General features: G+C 64.6%; 15 protein-coding genes. 3 read left to right on the top strand and 12 right to left on the bottom strand.

What is annotated here, in order from left to right:
* Positions 1 to 252: 252 nt before the first annotated feature.
* The 4 genes from ACVOLR_RS13580 to ACVOLR_RS13565 all read right to left on the bottom strand — a co-directional run bounded on the left by ACVOLR_RS13580 (position 253) and on the right by ACVOLR_RS13565 (position 3,279).
* Positions 253 to 582 carry a DUF6172 family protein gene (locus ACVOLR_RS13580; protein WP_481511729.1) on the bottom strand — a complete coding sequence of 110 codons (330 nt, stop codon included), beginning with the start codon at positions 580 to 582 and terminating at the stop codon, positions 253 to 255.
* A 79-nt stretch (positions 583 to 661) separates the two neighbouring features.
* A complete protein-coding gene (locus ACVOLR_RS13575; RefSeq protein WP_481536925.1) occupies positions 662 to 1,333 on the bottom strand; it encodes a class I SAM-dependent methyltransferase in 672 nt (223 codons plus the stop codon).
* A 23-nt stretch (positions 1,334 to 1,356) separates the two neighbouring features.
* Entirely contained in the window at positions 1,357 to 1,998 is a 642-nt protein-coding gene (locus ACVOLR_RS13570) for an SGNH/GDSL hydrolase family protein (protein ID WP_481536924.1), read from the bottom strand.
* Positions 1,999 to 2,007: 9 nt separating this feature from the next.
* On the bottom strand, positions 2,008 to 3,279 hold the full coding sequence (locus ACVOLR_RS13565) for an aminotransferase class I/II-fold pyridoxal phosphate-dependent enzyme (protein ID WP_481536894.1): 1,272 nt from the start codon (positions 3,277 to 3,279) through the stop codon (positions 2,008 to 2,010).
* A gap of 312 nt (positions 3,280 to 3,591) precedes the next feature.
* Between ACVOLR_RS13565 and rsgA the strand changes: the two genes are divergently transcribed.
* The gene (gene rsgA, locus ACVOLR_RS13560; RefSeq protein ID WP_481530128.1) at positions 3,592 to 4,689 is read left to right on the top strand and encodes a ribosome small subunit-dependent GTPase A; all 1,098 of its coding nucleotides are present in this window, start codon (positions 3,592 to 3,594) and stop codon (positions 4,687 to 4,689) included.
* A gap of 235 nt (positions 4,690 to 4,924) precedes the next feature.
* On the top strand, positions 4,925 to 6,181 hold the full coding sequence (locus tag ACVOLR_RS13555) for a flavohemoglobin expression-modulating QEGLA motif protein (protein WP_481536893.1): 1,257 nt from the start codon (positions 4,925 to 4,927) through the stop codon (positions 6,179 to 6,181).
* A gap of 6 nt (positions 6,182 to 6,187) precedes the next feature.
* Here the strand turns inward: ACVOLR_RS13555 and ACVOLR_RS13550 are convergent, their stop codons facing one another.
* The 8 genes from ACVOLR_RS13550 to ACVOLR_RS13515 all read right to left on the bottom strand — a co-directional run bounded on the left by ACVOLR_RS13550 (position 6,188) and on the right by ACVOLR_RS13515 (position 15,704).
* Complete coding sequence (locus ACVOLR_RS13550; RefSeq protein ID WP_481536892.1) at positions 6,188 to 7,429, bottom strand: FAD-dependent oxidoreductase; 1,242 nt, start codon at positions 7,427 to 7,429, stop codon at positions 6,188 to 6,190.
* Positions 7,430 to 7,514: 85 nt separating this feature from the next.
* A complete protein-coding gene (gltS, locus tag ACVOLR_RS13545; RefSeq protein ID WP_481536891.1) occupies positions 7,515 to 8,720 on the bottom strand; it encodes a sodium/glutamate symporter in 1,206 nt (401 codons plus the stop codon).
* Positions 8,721 to 9,035: 315 nt separating this feature from the next.
* The gene (locus ACVOLR_RS13540; protein ID WP_481530132.1) at positions 9,036 to 9,434 is read right to left on the bottom strand and encodes a RidA family protein; all 399 of its coding nucleotides are present in this window, start codon (positions 9,432 to 9,434) and stop codon (positions 9,036 to 9,038) included.
* A 33-nt stretch (positions 9,435 to 9,467) separates the two neighbouring features.
* The gene (locus ACVOLR_RS13535; protein WP_481536890.1) at positions 9,468 to 10,907 is read right to left on the bottom strand and encodes an N-acyl-D-amino-acid deacylase family protein; all 1,440 of its coding nucleotides are present in this window, start codon (positions 10,905 to 10,907) and stop codon (positions 9,468 to 9,470) included.
* 3 nt (positions 10,908 to 10,910) lie between these two features.
* Entirely contained in the window at positions 10,911 to 11,786 is an 876-nt protein-coding gene (locus ACVOLR_RS13530) for a MurR/RpiR family transcriptional regulator (protein ID WP_481536889.1), read from the bottom strand.
* A gap of 2 nt (positions 11,787 to 11,788) precedes the next feature.
* Complete coding sequence (locus ACVOLR_RS13525; RefSeq protein WP_481536888.1) at positions 11,789 to 13,144, bottom strand: GntT/GntP/DsdX family permease; 1,356 nt, start codon at positions 13,142 to 13,144, stop codon at positions 11,789 to 11,791.
* A 23-nt stretch (positions 13,145 to 13,167) separates the two neighbouring features.
* The gene (locus tag ACVOLR_RS13520; RefSeq protein WP_481536887.1) at positions 13,168 to 14,433 is read right to left on the bottom strand and encodes an amino acid deaminase; all 1,266 of its coding nucleotides are present in this window, start codon (positions 14,431 to 14,433) and stop codon (positions 13,168 to 13,170) included.
* Between the two features lie 122 nt (positions 14,434 to 14,555).
* Positions 14,556 to 15,704: an OprO/OprP family phosphate-selective porin gene (locus ACVOLR_RS13515; RefSeq protein WP_481536886.1), complete on the bottom strand. Its 1,149-nt coding sequence runs from the start codon at positions 15,702 to 15,704 to the stop codon at positions 14,556 to 14,558.
* A gap of 116 nt (positions 15,705 to 15,820) precedes the next feature.
* Between ACVOLR_RS13515 and ACVOLR_RS13510 the strand changes: the two genes are divergently transcribed.
* Positions 15,821 to 16,480 carry a response regulator gene (locus tag ACVOLR_RS13510; protein ID WP_481536885.1) on the top strand — a complete coding sequence of 220 codons (660 nt, stop codon included), beginning with the start codon at positions 15,821 to 15,823 and terminating at the stop codon, positions 16,478 to 16,480.
* The last annotated feature ends 150 nt before the right edge of the window (positions 16,481 to 16,630 follow it).

Genomic DNA, 16,630 nt, shown 5'->3' with positions numbered 1-16,630 from the left:
CGTTATCTGTAGTGCCGAGCCATGCTCGGCAGAGGCCTTACCGGCCAAGCGTCTGTAGGAGCGGCGTAAGCCGCGAAGCCCAAGATCCGGCAGATTGCGGACCAGTCGGTGATTCCAATGGTGCCGATTTCGCGGCTTACGCCGCTCCCACATCTGTTCCTGCACGCAAATGGATGGCCTGGAAGGCCCTTGCCGAGCTTGGCTCGGCACTACAACAAGCCCCTTTTGCCTTTGGCACAGGGGCTTGGGCGATCAATCTTCGAAATCGGTCTCTGCTGCCGGGGCTGCGTCGGCTACCGGGCGCGGGCTGCGCTTGGCGGTCTTGCTGAGCACTTCGACGTAGAACTGGGTGTTGCCAGCGGCTACCAGCGCGTCGATTGCGCGGAACAGCTCGTCATACCCCACCGGCTTGGCCGAGGCTTCGTCCACGCCCAGCTTGCTGTCGAAACCCCAGGAATCGGCGCCGGCCGGCAGTGCCTTGCCGCGCTCACGCTTGGTGTACTTGCGGATGTCGTGCTTGCTGGCTTCCAGCAGGCGGTCGGGGTGCTTGCCTTCGATGGCGAGGCTATAGGTCTTCTTCACGGGAATCTCGTTGCTGCGCCAGCCCGGTTGGGCCGGCAGGGAATGGCACCATTATCGGTGCAAACGGCTTGACCGTGGTTCAACCGCGTTCGGCGACCAGCAGCCAGTTGTTGAATGGGGTGTTGCCGTACAGCGGGGTGAGGCTGACGGTCAGCCCGGCCTGCTGCAAATGGGCACGTACAGCGTCCACATCCAGGTAGTCGCGTGGGCGCGAGCGCATCCAGCCAATCAGGTTGGCGGCGCGGTCGGCCACCCGTGAGACGCCGCTGCGGCGGCTGCCGTCAGCCACGGTCATGCGGATCACCAGCCGTGCATCGGCACTCAGCATCGCCGCCGCACGCTGCAGCAGCCCCGGCTGGGCGGCCGCAGGCAGGTATTGCAGTACGTCGAGAATGGCGACGCTGCCCTGATGGGCCGGCAATTCTGCCAGTAGGTCGATCGGGGCGAAGCTGGCGTCGTTCAGGTTGCTTCGGTTGGTTGCGGTGGTGGCGCGTTGGATCTTGGAGGTGTCGCTGTCCACGCCCAGATAGGCCATGTGCTGCCCGTCCTGACGCAGCGCATGGGCCAGCAGGCCCAGGCCGCAGCCCATGTCGAGCAACGGCGCGCTGCTGCCGCGCAGCGCGTCGAGCACGCCGGGATAGAGCGGGTCGCTGCGCAGCTTCAGCAGAGCGTAGTAATAGTCGCCGCGATGGTTCCAGAACCGTTGCGGTGCGAAAGCCTGGGCAATCGCGCGCGCGCGTTCGCCGGCCATTGCCGGGGTGGCTTGCGGGCGGTTCAAGCGGCCGACGTTGGGTTGAGCAGCTCAGCAGCGACCGGCAGCGCCAGCTGCGCCCAGCGCTGGTACATGGCGGCCGAAGGGTGCAGGCCATCATCGGCCAGCATTTCCACGGTTTCGCCACCATCGCGGCTGGTCGGGGTGATGTCGACAAAGGCCACGCCATAGTCGCCGCAGCAAGCATGTGCGGCGGCGTTGAAATCGTCGATCTCGCGGGCGACCTGGGCCGCATCGCGACCGTTCTGCTGCGCGTACGGGGTGAAGCCCCAGTCCGGCGTGGACAGCACCAGCACCCGCCGCGGGTCTTCGCCGGCCAGCGCGATCGCGCGCTGCAGCAGTTGCTCGAACTGCTGCCGGTACTCGGCCAACGGCCGCCCGCGGTATTGGTTGTTGACCCCGATCAACAGGCTCACCAGTGCGTACGGCCCTTGCGGGGCTTCGGCGTCGACGGCGGCAGCCAGCTCGTCGGTGGTCCAGCCGGTGGTGGCGATGACCTGTGGGTCGTCCAGCTTGATGCCTTGTGCGCGTAGCGCGGCGGCGAGCTGGAACGGCCAGGTACCGGCTTGGGCGACGCCTTCACCGATGGTGTAGGAGTCGCCGAGCGCCAGGTAAGACGTGGAGGTGGCTGTGGTTTCGCTGATCAAGGCCAATCAGCCCACCGCGCTGCGTGGCTTGAGCTGCACGACCTTGGTGACCGCCTCGGCGCGTCGGCTAAGCAGCTTGTCGATGCGGCCGAACACCTCGCGCATCACGCTGGCCTCGGGCAGCAGGGTCACGCGGAAGTGGTTGCGGTAGGGCACGTTGAAGCTGGAACCCGGCACCACCAGCACGCCTTCTTCTTCCATCAGCTGCAGAGCGAAGTCGTGGTCGTCGAAGCCTTGTGCGGCAGGGCCGATCACCGCCGGGAAGGCGTACAGCGCGCCCGAGGGCACCACCAGCGACAGATGCTCGCTGGCCTCACAGGCCTCGATCACCGCGCGGCGGGTTTCGTACAGGCGGCCGCCGGGGCTGCACAGTTCAGAGATCGTATCTGGGCCGTTGACCGCGGCTTCGATGGCGTACTGGCCGGGCACGTTGGCACACAGGCGCAGGGCGCTGAGCAGGTCGAGTGCGGCGCGGAATTCGCCCAGCTGCTCACCGGCACCGGACAGCAGCATCCAGCCCACGCGCCAACCGCAGGCGCGGTGCACCTTGCTCAGGCCGCTGAAGGTCAGGCAGGGGTGATCGCCGGCCAGCGGTGCGACCGGCTGGAACTGCGTGCCGTCGTACAGGATCTGGTCGTAGATTTCGTCCACCAGCAGCAACAGGTTGTGCTTGCGGGCAATGGCGACGATTTTTTCCAGCAGCTCGCGCGGGTAGCTGGCGCCGACTGGGTTGTTCGGGTTGATCAGCACGATAGCGCGGGTACGCGAGGACACCAGTGCTTCCATCTCCATCGGATCGGGCAGGAAGCCGTTTTCCGGACGGCAGCGGTAATACACCGGGCGACCATCGTTGAGGATGGTGGCAGCCGACCACAGCGGGTAATCCGGCGAGGGCACCAGCACTTCGTCGCCCGGGTTGAGCAGGGCGCGCAGCGACAGGTCGATCAGCTCGGATACGCCATTGCCCAGAAACACGCGGTCAGCCACTGCATCGGGCGCACCACGACGGGCGTAGGCGGCGGCGATGGCTTCACGGGCGACCGGCAGACCCTGCTGGTGGGTGTAGGGATCAGTGCGACCCATGTCATCGGCGATGGCGTGCTGCAGATGGGCTGGCGCACGGAACCCGAACGCGCCGGGGTTGCCGATATTGAGCTTGATGAGCTTGCGGCCCTGGGCCTCCAACTCCCGCGCTCGTCGGGCCAGTTCACCACGGATTTCGTAGCGGACTTCAGACAGGCGTTCACGGGTGGCTAGCGGTTTGACAGGGCTTGACATTTTCTCAGGGCCATCAAGGGCATGGACTTCGCATGGTAGCTGAATTGTTGCGCTGCGGGGCGGGGGGTTGTGGGCCGGCAGCAGGGGGCCTGGATTGGGGATTGGTTGCAGGTAAAAGCAACTGCTGAAGCAAGGGCAAAGGCACCCCTCCTCAACCCTCCTATGCGCTGCGCGCAAGGGAGGGGCGTTTGGCTCCCTCCCGTTGGCGCAGACAAGGGGAGGGCCGGGGAGGGGTGTTCTTGATCTGCCTTGGTTCTGCTGCTGACCACGGCGGATTCCCGGCGCCAAGCCCCGCCCCGGTAGAATCCCCCAATGACTGATTCCATCGACTTCGATTCGCTGCGCCATATCGGCTGGCCCTGGCCCGGTGCCCCCGAGGACCCGCAATGGCAGGAAGCCTTTGCCGCCCACCCGCAGGCCCGTCCGGGGCGGGTGATCGAGCAGCACCGGTCCGGCTACGTGGTCGCCGATGCGCCCGACAACAGCCTCAAGACCGAGTCGCCGCCGGAATGGCAGCGGCCGCGTTTTCCCAGCCATGAGCGTGCGGCGGTAGGTGACTGGGTGCTGCTGGACGGCAAGCGCATCGTTGCGCTGCTGCCGCGGCATACCTCGATCAAGCGCGGTGCCGCCGGTGAGCATTATCACCAGCAGGTGATCGCGGCCAATATCGATACGGTATTCATCGTCTGCGGTCTGGATGCCGACTTCAATCCGCGCCGCATCGAGCGCTATCTGCTGCTGGTTGGTGGCGGTGGTGCATCACCGGTGGTGGTGCTGACCAAGGCCGACCAGACCGAATACAGCGAAGACGCATTGGCGGTGCTGGAAGATCTGGCCGCGCAGCAGATTCCGCTGCTGGCGATCAACGGCAAGGACCCGGAAAGCGTCTCCGCCCTGCTGCCGTGGCTGGGCCCGGGCAATACGGTGGTGCTGGTGGGTTCTTCCGGCGCCGGCAAATCCACCTTGACCAACACGCTGTTGGGCGAGGACCGGATGAAGACCAATGAAGTGCGCAGCAATGATTCGCGCGGTCGCCATACCACCACCCATCGCGCGCTGATGTCGCTGCCCTACGGCGCCTGCCTGATCGATACACCCGGCATGCGTGAGCTCAAGCCGACCGGTGAGGAAACCCTTTCCGAAGGTGGCTTCGCCGATATCGAAGAACTGACCACGCAATGCAAATTCCGTAACTGCTCGCATCACAGTGAGCCGGGATGTGCGGTGCAGGAAGCCATCGAGCGCGGCGATATCGACGAAAGCCGGCTGGAGAGTTATCTCAAGCTGCGCGAAGAAGTAGCGCTGGCAGCAGCAAAATTGGCGCAGCGTCAGGCCGAGCAGGCCACCGAGCGCAAACATACCGGGCGCGGTGCGCAGTGGCGGCCAATAAACAAAGGCAAGCGGCGCTGAAGCCGTTTGCCGCTTCGGCTCCCTCCCTTTTGCGTAGCAACGGGGGTGAAGAAGGCCCGCTTGCGCGCCACTGGCGCGCGGCCTGATGAACGACCGAAGGCCATGCCTTCGGGCCGGACGGGTTGGGGAGGGGTAAGCTGTTCGCAGCGTTGACGCGGTTGTGGCTTCGCGGCTTACGCCGCTCCTACAAGAGCGCGATGGCCGCGTTTTATTACCTGATTTGAACGAGGCAGACATGGCTGCAGTTGATACCCACAACGATCCAGCCATCAGCCATCACGCCGCGCTGGATGCGCGGATGGTGGCGGCGGTCAAAGGCATCCGTCTGTTGAGCCTGACCAGCTGGCCGGCAAACACGCAGGCGCCGTTTCTGGAAAGTGTGGCGCGTGGCAACCCGCTGCTACCGCAGGTGGACTACCCCAAGCTCGACTTCAGCGAAACGCGGCGCGAATTGGCCGCGGTGATGGAAGCGGTGGATGCGAGTCATCCGCTGGGCAGTTACATCCAGGATTCGGCGCGCAGTTGGGATCTGGCCGCCAGCCTGTTGGAAGGCCTGGGAACGCGCGCTGTGGACGACTATTCCACCCAGCTGTTCGGCGTGCCCGAGCAACCGATGCCGGGTAATGGGCCGACTACGCGCGACGCAGCACGGCATTTCATCCAGATCGCGCAGGAACTGGACCATGAGTTGCTGGCGCCGGAAGAACAGGTGCCGGTATCGGCCACGGCCTTGCAGCTGATGCTGCAGAGCGACCTGGATGAATTCTTCGCCGGGCGCATGATCACCGTGGAGCTGGACCCGGAACTGATTGCCAAGGCTGCCGCCGGCGCGACCCGCATCCGCCTGCGCACCCGCGCCACCTTCAGTGCCTACGACCGTGCACAGCTCTACCACCATGAGGCGCTGGTGCATTCGCTGACCGCGCTCAACGGTCGTGATCAAGTGGTATTGCCCAGCCTGGCGCTGTCTTCGCCGCGTATCACCGCGACCCAGGAAGGCCTGGCGACGTTTGCCGAGCAGATCACCGGCAGCATCGACATCCAGCGACTCAAGCGCATCAGCCTGCGCATCGAGGCGATTGCGATGGCGCGCGATGGTGCCGACTTCATCGAGGTCTTCAATTATTTCCGTGGCGCAGGGCAGACCGCCGAGGAAAGTTTTTCCTCGGCACAGCGCGTGTTCCGTGGCGTTCCGACTACGGGCGGAGCAGCCTTCACCAAGGACACCGTGTATCTGCGCGGGCTGGTATCGGTGCACACCTTCTTCCGACAGATGCTGCGCGATGAGCAGCTGCAGACCTGCCGATGGCTGTTCGCCGGCAAGATGACGCTGGAAGACGCACAGACGCTGACGCCGCTGTTCGAGGCCGGAGTGCTGGCACCGCCGCGTTGGTTGCCGCAGTGGATCAACCGCGCCAATGGCCTTGCCGGCGCATTGGCGTTCTCGCTGTTCGCCAACCGCATCCGCATGGACCAGATCAGCGAAAGCTGAGTTGGCTCAGGGCGTGCCCAGCAACTGCTGTACCGCGCGTTCGCCACTGCCCATCGCCAGCGTCCAGCCGAGCATGCCGTGGCCGATGTTGCAGGCCAGACCATCGCCGAGGTTCTTGATGATCGGCGAGGTCCATGGCGTGACCGGGCGCAGGCCGGCCCAGCTGCTTTCAATGTGATCGTAGTCGGCTGCCTCAGGCAGCGAGGCGCGTGCCTGTGCGATCAGTGTTGCCAGTCGCGCCGGCTCAGGTGCAGGGTTCCAGTCGTTGAGGTCGGCCAAGCCGGCAACGCGGATGCGCTCGCCCAAGCGGCAGAACACCAGCTTGCGCTTGGTGTCGGTGATGCTGACCTTGGGTGCATTGGCGCCCAATGGTGCGGTGAAGGAATAGCCCTTGATCGCCATCACCGGCATGCGTAAGCGCAGCGACTTGAGTAGCGCCGAGCTGTCGATACCGGCGCAAACCACCACACGTTGTGCCTGCAGCTTGCGGCCATCGCCGGCCTGCAACTGCCAGCGGCCATCAGCACGGCGCAGTGACTGCGTATCGAAGTCGAACAGTGCCTGCACGCCGTATTGCTGCTGCAGGATCTGCAGCAGACCTTGGCTGAAGCGGTAGGGATCGCCGGCTTCTTCCTCGGGTGAATAAACTCCGCCAGCCAACCACGGTGCGCCGCTGAGCGCAGGTTCGATGGCGGTGGCTTCGGCTGCATCGACCAGATGTTGCTGCACGCCGTAGCTGCGCTTGAGCGCGATCATTGACGCCGCTCCCTGCACGCCCTCGGCGGACGGGTAGAGGTGCAGCTTGCCGGAGACCTCGTGGTCGAAATCGATGGCGTGATGTTGCAGCAGGGCCTGCATGGCCTGGCGCGATTCGAGTGCCAGTTCCAGTGTGGCCAGGGTGTTGCGCTGCAGTCCTGCCGTGTTGGCCTGACGCAGGAAAGCCAGCCCCCAGCGCAGGAAATCCGGATCGGCCGACCAGCGCGTGCGGAACGGCCCGTTGCGGCCGAAGGCCATTTCCGGCAGTTGTGCCCAGGTCGCCGGGCCGGCCATGGCGTCGGTATAGGCGTAGCTGAGCTGTGCGCCATTGGCGAACGAAGTGCCAAGTGCCGGGCCAGCATTGCGATCCAGCAGCAACACCGAGCAGCCGCGTTTTGCTGCGGCATAAGCGGTGGCCAGGCCCACCACGCCAGCGCCGATGACGACGAGGTCATGACTGGAAGAAACGTGGGGCGCAGCGTTGGATGTCATCAGCAGAACAGTACAGGGCAGGTGAGGCCTCATTGTCGCGCCAACCCGCGCACAAGGCACGGGTATGGCGCACGGAACCGGCGGCTTAGTGCGGCCAGAAGTTGAGGAATCCGGTGATGATCAGTGCATTGATGAAGTCGATGAAGAACGCGCCCACCAACGGTGCCACCAGGAAGGCGCGCGGCGCCGGCCCGTAGCGCTGTGCCAGCCGCCGCATCACGGCCATCGCATTGGCGGTGGTGCCGAGCATGAAGCCGATGAAGCCACCGCCCATTACCGCCGCGTCGTAGTCACGGCCCATCAGCCAGTAGATCGGCACTGCGAACAGCGCCACCACCGACACCTGGATGATCAGGTTGACCAGCAAGGGCAGGCCCATTCCAGCCAGTTCCCACAGTTTCAGATCCATCAGCGCGATGGCCAGGAACAAGGCCAGGCTGATATTGCCGATCAGATCGGTAGTCGGTACCGACAGCTTGATCCAGCCGGTGAAATCATCGATGTTGCGGATGACGGCGCCGACCAGCATCGCGCCGATATAGGTTGGCAGGGTCAGGCCGATGCCTTCGAAGCCCTTGCCCACCCACACGCCCAGCCACATCGCCATCAGCAGCACGACGATGCTCTTGAGCGCGTCGAACTCACGTGCCGATTCGCTGGGATAGCGCACGGTTACGGCTTCGTCCTCGCCCAGTTGCGCGCCGGTCGCCTTCTGGCTGGGATGGCTGACTTTGAAACGCTGCATCAGCACGGTGATCACCGGGCCGCCAACCAGACCGCCGCAGATGATGCCGGCCATTGCCGCCGTCACCGCCAGGCTTTCCGCGCCGACCAGACCGGCCTGCTCGAAATGCCCGGCGAAGGCCAGGCCGGTGGCCGGGCCACCGGTCAGGGTGGCCGAGCCGGCCAGCACGCCGAACATCGGGTTCAGGCCGAACATCTTGGCCACACTGATGCCGATCAGGTTCTGCAGCACCGCGAAGATGCTGCCGATCAGCAGGAACAACATCACTTGCTTGCCGCTGACCCGCAGCAGCCGCACGCTGGCATTGATGCCCAGCGTGGTGAAGAACGCCACCATCAGTGGGGTCTTGAGGGTGGTGTCGAGTGTGAACAGGGTGGTCTGCTGACCATGCGCCCACCATACGGCCAATGCCACCAGCAGGCCGCCAACCACCGGTTCAGGCAGGTTGTAGCGGCGGAAAAAGGGGATGGCACGGCACAATGCGTAGCCGGCGAACAGGGTCAAGCCCGCGAAGGCGACCGTCTGTACGGCGTCAAGTTGAATCATAGGGGTGGGGACCTTACACCAGCGAAGGGCGAACTTTGTCGTTCCTTACGCACAATAGCAACCGGGCCTATTGGCACTGGACCGGCATAAGGGCCAGATCGGTGCATGGAGAGGTGTAGTGCCGAGCCATGCTCGGCAGAGGCTTTACCGGTAATGCCGCAGCAACGTAGTGCCGAGCCATGCTCGGCAGAGGCTTTCCCAGCAATCCAGGTGTAGTGCCGAGCCATGCTCGGCAGAGGCATTACCGATAAGGCCCCAGCCGAGCATGGCTCGGCACTACAGCGAAGCGTGTCCCTGACGAGCGTTGCAGGTGCATCAGTCGCGCTGCGGGCGCTTGTAGGCCACGCAATCCACTTCCACCTTGCAGTCCACCACCATGCGGCTTTCCACGCAGGCGCGGGCCGGCGGGTTGTCGCCGAAGTAATGCTTGAACACGCCATTGAAGGCGTAGAAGTCGCGGGCGTCGTCCAGCCATACGCCGCAGCGCACGACATGCTCGGGGCCGTAGCCGGCTTCGGCCAGGATCTCCAGTACGTTGCCGATGACCACGTGCGACTGCTCGGTCACGGTGCCGGCGACCAGTTCGCCGTTGCGCATCGGTACCTGTCCGGACACGAACAGCCAGCCGTCGGCTTCGACCGCGCGCGAGAACGGCATGTGCTGCTTGCCTTGGCCAACGCCGCCTTCGGCGCCATAGCGTTTGATGTCACTCATCGGTATTCCTTATATAAGTACAGCGGTTGCAACTCAGGCTGCTGGTGCAGCCTCGGGGCAGACAAAGCGGCCGGCGCGGGCAATGACCTGCTTGCCGTCGTAGCTCAGGCAGCCGTTGACCCAGACTGCGTTGATGCCATCGGCGGCGCGGATCGGGTCGTGGAAACTGGCGGTGTCGCGTACCCGTGCCGGGTCAAACAGCACCAGGTCGGCGTACCAGCCGGCACGGATGAAGCCGCGCGCGCCCATCGCGAAGCGCGACGCGGGCAGGCCAGTCATCTTGTGCACGGCGGTATGCAGCGGGAACAACTGCTCATCGCGGGCGTAATGGCCAAGCACGCGCGGGAAAGTCCCCCATAGCCGCGGATGCGGACGCGGATCGCGTGGCAAACCATCCGAGCCGATCATGGTCAACGGATGGGCGAGGATCTGGCGGACGTCGGCCTCGTCCATGCCGTGGTAGACAGCACCGGCTGGTTGCAGACGGATCGCGGCATCCATCAACGAGACATTCCAATCGGCGGCGATCGCGGCCAACAGGCGGCCGCCCTGATCAGGCTCGGGCTCGGACCAGGTGATCAGGATGTCGAAGGCATCGGTGACCTGTTTCAGATCCAAGGTCGAAGCGCTGGCGGCGTAGGGATAGCAGTCGCAGGCGACATCCTGGGTTGCCGAGGCGGCATGCAGGCTGGCCAGCACTTCGCCACTGCGGCCCCAGTTGTCGATGCCGGCGCACTTGAGGTGCGAGACGCGCACTGCAGCCTGCGGTGCACGTGCGGCGTGGAAGGCTTCTTCCATCGCATCAAGGATGCCGCCGAATTCGTCGCGCAGATGCGTGGCATACAGGCCATTGCGCGGCAGCTCCGCAGCCAACGCATCCACTTCCGAAGACGGTGCGCTGAAGGCCGAGGCATAGGCCAGGCCGCTGCTCAGTCCCAATGCACCTTGAGCGAGGCTGTCGCGCAGCTGTGCCCGCATCGCGCTGATCTCAGTGTCGCTGGCGGCACGGTCGAGCCGGTCCATATGGTTCTGGCGCAATGCGGTGTGGCCGACCAGTGCGGCTACGTTCGTTGCAGGGCCGGCGAGCTCCACCGCCTTGCGGTAGCTGGCGAAATCCGCGTAGCGGAAATCCTCGGCGTCGCCCAGTAGGTTCATCGGGTCCGGCACCTGATCGCGGATCTGTACCGGGCTGGCGCTGATGCCGCAGTTGCCGACCACCACCGTGGTCACGCCCTGCGACAGCTTGCTGAGCATGTCCGGGTTGCGGATCACTTCAAGGTCGTCATGGGTATGCACGTCGATGAAGCCCGGTGCCAAGGCCAGGCCCTGTGCGTCAACCACATTTGCTGCCGCCGCGTCGCCAAGTTGGCCGACCGCGACGATACGCCCGGCATTGATGGCCACATCACCCTGCACGCCGGCTTGGTCGCTGCCATCGAAGATCAGGGCATTGCGTATCAAAAAATCATGCATGGATCAGTCACCCAGCGGCAGGCGCGAATCACCGCCGCGATGGCGATCCAGCGCCAGCTTGATGCGGCGCAGGTGCTCGTGGTTGGCGTTGGCATCGCTGAGTGCGGTGGTGGTGGCGAGCACGTCGATCGCCAGCATCATTGCGTAGCGCGACGCGGAAGGTTTGAACACGAAATCGGTTTCCTCGATCTGGATCGGCAGCAGCCAGTCACTGCGTTCGGCCAAGGCGGTGCCGGCCTGGGTAATGGCTCCGATGCGGGCGCCGTAGGTGCGGGCGATATCGGCGGCGGAGACGATTTCCGGGGTGATGCCGCTGACCGACAGCACCAATACCAGATCTTCCGGCCCCAGCGTGGCGCCGATGATTTTCATCATCAACGCATCGCTGCAGGCCGAGACCGGGCGGCCGAACCGCACCAGGCGACTCTGCAGTTCCTGTGCGAATACGGTGGAGCAGCCGCCCAGGCCGAAGATGTGGATCATCCGCGCCTTGCACAGTGCGTCAGCCAGACTCTGCACCACGTCTTCTTTCAGGTTGGCGATGTTGTGGCGCAGGCTTTCCTGGATGTCATCGCAGATCTGCGCGTACAGGGCGGACACCGGCGGCGCATTCTGCTGCTCCAGGAAGCGCTTGCCCACCGCGCTGGCAGAGGCCAGTCGTGCACGCAGTTCGCGCACATGCTCGCAGCCCAGTGCCTTGGCGAAGCGCGAAATGGCGGCGGCGCTGACTTCGGCGCGTTCGGCCAGCTCGCTGACCCCGTACTGCGCGGCGGCATCCACGTCGGCGAGGATGGCCGCGGCAATGCGCGCTTCCACCGGGCTGAATTCGTGCTGGCGCTGGCGCAGCTCATAGACGATATCGAACGTATTCTGCGACATGTTCAAAGCACCATGGACAGGGCCATCACCAAGGACAGGGCGATGACGGAAATAAGGGTTTCGAGCACCGTCCAGGTCTTGAAGGTCTGGGCGACAGTCATGTTGAAGTATTCCTTCACCAGCCAGAAGCCACCGTCATTGACATGTGACAGCACCACCGAGCCGGCACCGGTGGCCAGCACCAGCAATTCAGGGTGGGCGTAGCCCATGGCAGCAGCGATCGGCGCGACGATACCGGAGGCGGTGGTCATCGCCACGGTTGCCGAGCCGGTGGCGATACGCATCAGCGCGGCCATGGTCCAGCCCATCAGCAGTGGCGACAGCTCGAAGCGCTGCGACAGGCCGATGATCTCGGCGGCGACGCCGGTGTGCACGAGGATGCCGTTGAGGCCGCCGCCAGCACCCACCAGCAAGGTGATCGCGGCGGTAGGTGCCAGGCATTCCTGGGTGAACTTGAGGATCTGCTCACGGCTGAAGCCGCGCATCAGGCCCAGGGTGATGAAGCTCATCAGGGTCGCCAGCAGCAGCGCCACCACCGAATGGCCGATGAAGCGCAGACCGTGGTTGAGGGGCGAGCCGGGTGTTGCGATCTGGTCGGCCCAGCCGCCAAGCAGCATCAGCACTACAGGCAGCAACAAGGTGGCCAGGGTGATGCCGAAGCTGGGCAGCTGCTCGTCGGGAATGCGGCCATGGCCTTCGTCCAGCAGCGCTGCTTCCATCGGGTTGTGCGCGGGTAGCTTGACCCGTGGCGCGACGAACTTGGCGAATATCGGGCCGGCGACGGCGGCGGTCGGCAAACCGATCAACAGGGAATAGAACACGGTGCGGCCGACATCGGCGCCATAGGCATTCACGGCCAACATCGCCGCCGGGTGCGGCGGCACCAGACCGTGTACCACCGACAAGCCGGCCACCATTGGCAGGCCGACCAACAGCAGCGGCACGCCGGTGCGGCGGGCGACATTGAGCACGATCGGGATCAGCAGCACGAAGCCGACTTCGAAGAAGATCGGCAAGCCCACGCAGAAAGCGATCAGCATCATCGCCCAGTGCACATTTTTGACGCCGAAACGGGCGATCAAGGTACGCGCGATGCGCTCGGCGCCACCGGACTCGGCCATCATTTTGCCGAGCATGGTGCCCAACGCGACGATCAGCGCGATATGCCCCAGTGTCTTGCCGACGCCTTGTTCATAGGCCGGCAGAATCTCCGGTGCGGGCATGCCGGCAAACAGCGCCAAGCCTACCGATACCAAGGTGACACTGATAAAGGGATTGAGTCGGAAGCGGGCGATCAGCACGATCAGTGCAAGGATCGACAATGCGGCGTAGATCAACAGCAGATTACCGTCGGTCATGCGTACAGGCTCGATGGAAGCGGTTAGAACTGCGTGGAAACAGCGCCGACAACGCGGTGTGCGTCATCGACCACCAGCAGGTGGCGCCATTTGTCGAAGGTCAGGCAGGGGTGGGAAATATCGAAACAGAGCATGTCGCCTACCTGCAGGTCATCGTCGGCCTGCAGCTCGAGGAAGGCGTGCTGGTCCATCATCGCGGTGACCTTCCAATGCGCGGCGGCGGCGCTCGGCGCTGCATTGCCGGGGCGATAGTGCAGCGCAGGCACCGGCAAGCCGGCATCGAAGGCCGCATCGCGTTTGCCCAGGCCGATGATGGCCTTGCCCGGCTCCGGCCGTGATTGCACATAGGCCCACAGCCGCAATGCCGGCTGCAGGCTGCTGCCCATCTCACGCGCAACCGGGTTGCTGGCGTGGATGCGCTCGGCCGCCTGCCGGTAGATGCCAACGTCGTGGCTGAGATAGCAGCCCGGGCGCAGCACGATCTGCGCATCCGCATCATTGGCAAGCACGGAGAATTCTTCTGCGACCACGTCGAACCACGCCGAACCGGCGCCGCTGAGGATGGCCGGCAACTGACGGAAGCCGCCGTTGGCGCGGATCGCCAGCCACTGCGCAAGGCTGCGCTGCAGCATGGCGCGTACACCGGCCTCGTCGCCGGCCACACCTTCATAGACCTCCACGCCGACCAGCGCGACCGCTTCCGGCCAACGTGCAATTTCAGCCAGTACGGCCTGCGCCTGCGCGTCATCGCGCACGCCGGTACGGCCACCAGCCAGACCAATCTCCAGCAATACCTTTATCTGCTGCCCGCGCGCGCTGAAGTAGCTGCCCAGCGCAGCCACATTGGCGGCCGAGTCCACCACACAGGCAAACCAGAAGCCCGGATCACTCTGCTGCAGAGAGGCGATCAGTTCGAAGTTGCCTTTGCCGACCAGCTGATTGGCCAGCAGCACGCGCTGCACGCCTTCGGCATGGGCAGCCACGGTCTGCGGCGCGGTGGCCAGAGTGATGCCCCAGGCGCCGGCATCAAGCTGCATGCGGAACAGCGCAGGGCTCATGGTGGTCTTGCCATGCGGCGCCAGCTGGCAGCCATAGGCCTGCGCAAACTGACGCATCCACTGCAGGTTGTGCTGCAGCGCCGAGGCGCTGAGTACCGCGGCGGGCAGGCTGAGTTGCTCTTCGAGAATGGACGGTGCGGCGGTCGCAAGCGATGCCGGCGTCCACGGGCCACCGCTGGGGAGGCCCTTGCCGTCTAGAACTGCTTCGGAATGAAAGTAATTTTCCTGCACGAATCCTACCTCTTGCCGTGGTCACCCGGGATTATGGGTGGCTATTGGGGCGAAAGGTGGAGAATACGTGAAAATTATTTTCTTGTGTGCGAAGCGCCAGCCAGCTGGCGCCGGGCAGGGGCTTAGAAGTGCAGCTGTGCGCGGCCGGCCAGTAAGCCGGTGTGGTCCAGCGTCTGCCCGCGCAGTTCATCACGGCGGCGGCTGTCGGTCCAGTCCAGCATCAGTCGGACGTTCTTGCAGGCGTACCAGTTCACGCCCACGGTCCAGGCTTCAGCAGTGATATCGCGCTGCTGCGCCGGCCACTGGCGGCCATTGATGCGGTCATAGCGAGCGACCAGCTCCCAGGTGCCGAAGACACCCTCCGGCTCCAGCTGGACAAAACGGCCGCCCTTGGCGTCGTAGGGGCGGGCTTCGCCAGTGAGCAGCCAGCTGCCCTGCAGATAGCCGGCCTGGATTTCGCCACGTTGCTGACCATCGTTGTAGCGGGCGCCACCGTACTCGGCCTGCCACGACCACGGGCCGGAGACGCCGGCGGTTTCGAAGCTGTAGCGGTTGACCGTGACCGCGCGACCGCTGCGGAAGTCCACCAGCGGCAAGCGACCGTTGTCACCATAGTGGCCGGTGGTACGGGCCTGAGCACGCAGCGGCAGGGCACCATCGGCGCCCGGATGGCTGTGGCGTTCACGGGCACCGGACACACCAAAGTGCAGAACATGGCCGGGTTGGCTCCAAGGCGCGAGGCCGGCACGGCCGCCGATTCCATGGCCCTTCGCCTGCCATACGTCGATGCTTTCCAGGCTGAAAGCGCTGCCGCTCCAGAAGATTCCGTCGCGATTTCCCTGTGCGCCGACCCCTAACCGGTAAGTCGTGCCCACCGACTGCACCAGAAAGCTGCGCTCGATGGTGGGAGTGTGATTGGCGCTGCTGCGGTCGTCCAGCGTATAGAACTGCTTGAACTGGCCCACGGTCAGCTGGGTGCTGCCGACCTTGTAGGTGAGGTAGACATCGCGGGCGACCGGTCGATGGCCGGCGAAGTCGGCTTCAAGTTTGTAGCCCACGCTGTGGACCTTGCCGGAAACACCCAGCCACGCCGCGCGCAGATCATCGCCGCTACGTTCGGCCGGGCCGCGTTCGTCGTTGTCGAAATGGGCGAATTCGTAATACAGGCGCCCGCTGGCAGTGGCGGTGAAGTTGTCGTTGGCTAGCGCGGCGGGTGTGGCAGCCAGCATCAGCAGGCCGGTAAATGAAGCGCGCAGGGGGAAAACGGCCATCCGTTGCCTCGGTGCAGTAGGGGAGCGCGGAAGATAGGCAGCGCCCGTGTGGTCACCAATAGCGATTTGGGACTAGGGCTAGAGCGGGCGGGCTATGCGCGTGCCAGACTGGCGGTATGAGCTTTATCAAGGTGCTTGTCGCCGACGACCACCCGCTGTTCCGCGCCGCCGTGCTGCATGCATTGCGTGATGGCGGAGCTGTGGGCGAGATGCTGGAAGTGGCCAGTGTTTCGGCCTTGACCGAGACCGTGGCCAAGCAAGCCGATGTGGATCTGGTCCTGCTTGACCTGACCATGCCAGGCGCGCACGGGTTTTCCTCGCTGGTGTGGCTGCGCGGGGAAAGGCCCGACTTGCCCGTGATCATCATTTCCTCCAATGACAATCCGCGGGTAATCCGCCGCGCACAGCAGTTTGGTGCGGTCGGCTTCATTCCCAAATCCGCACCGGTGGAGTCGATAGGTGCGGCAGTGGCCGCAGTGATGGACGGTGATACCTGCTTCCCGCCATTGGCAGCGGTACGCTCCGAGCACGACGCGTTGCTGGCCTCACGGCTGGCACGGCTGACCCCGCAGCAGATCCGCGTGTTGCTGTGCATGGCCGATGGCCTGCTCAACAAGCAGATCGCCCACGTGCTGGGGCTGGCCGAAAACACGGTGAAGGTGCATGTCACCGCCGTGCTGAAGAAGCTTGAATGCATTAGCCGCACGCAGGCGGCGGTGTTGTTGAAGACGCTTGAGGCGGAGTGGGAGCCGGAGTCGCCTGGAACAGCTGGGTAGTGCCGAGCCATGCTCGGCAGAGGCTTTCCCGGTAAGGCTCCAGCCGAGCATGGCTTGTATGTTCCTCCCGGCTCCTACGAGGTATGTAAGAGCTAGGGTGGAGGGACCGTCAACATGATATCTGCGGGTACCAGCCGACAGACGAGCCGA

The organism is Stenotrophomonas sp. STEN030, from assembly GCF_056759995.1.
The sequence above is the reverse complement of the archived record's forward strand: the minus strand, read 5'-3'. Positions and strand labels throughout refer to the sequence as shown.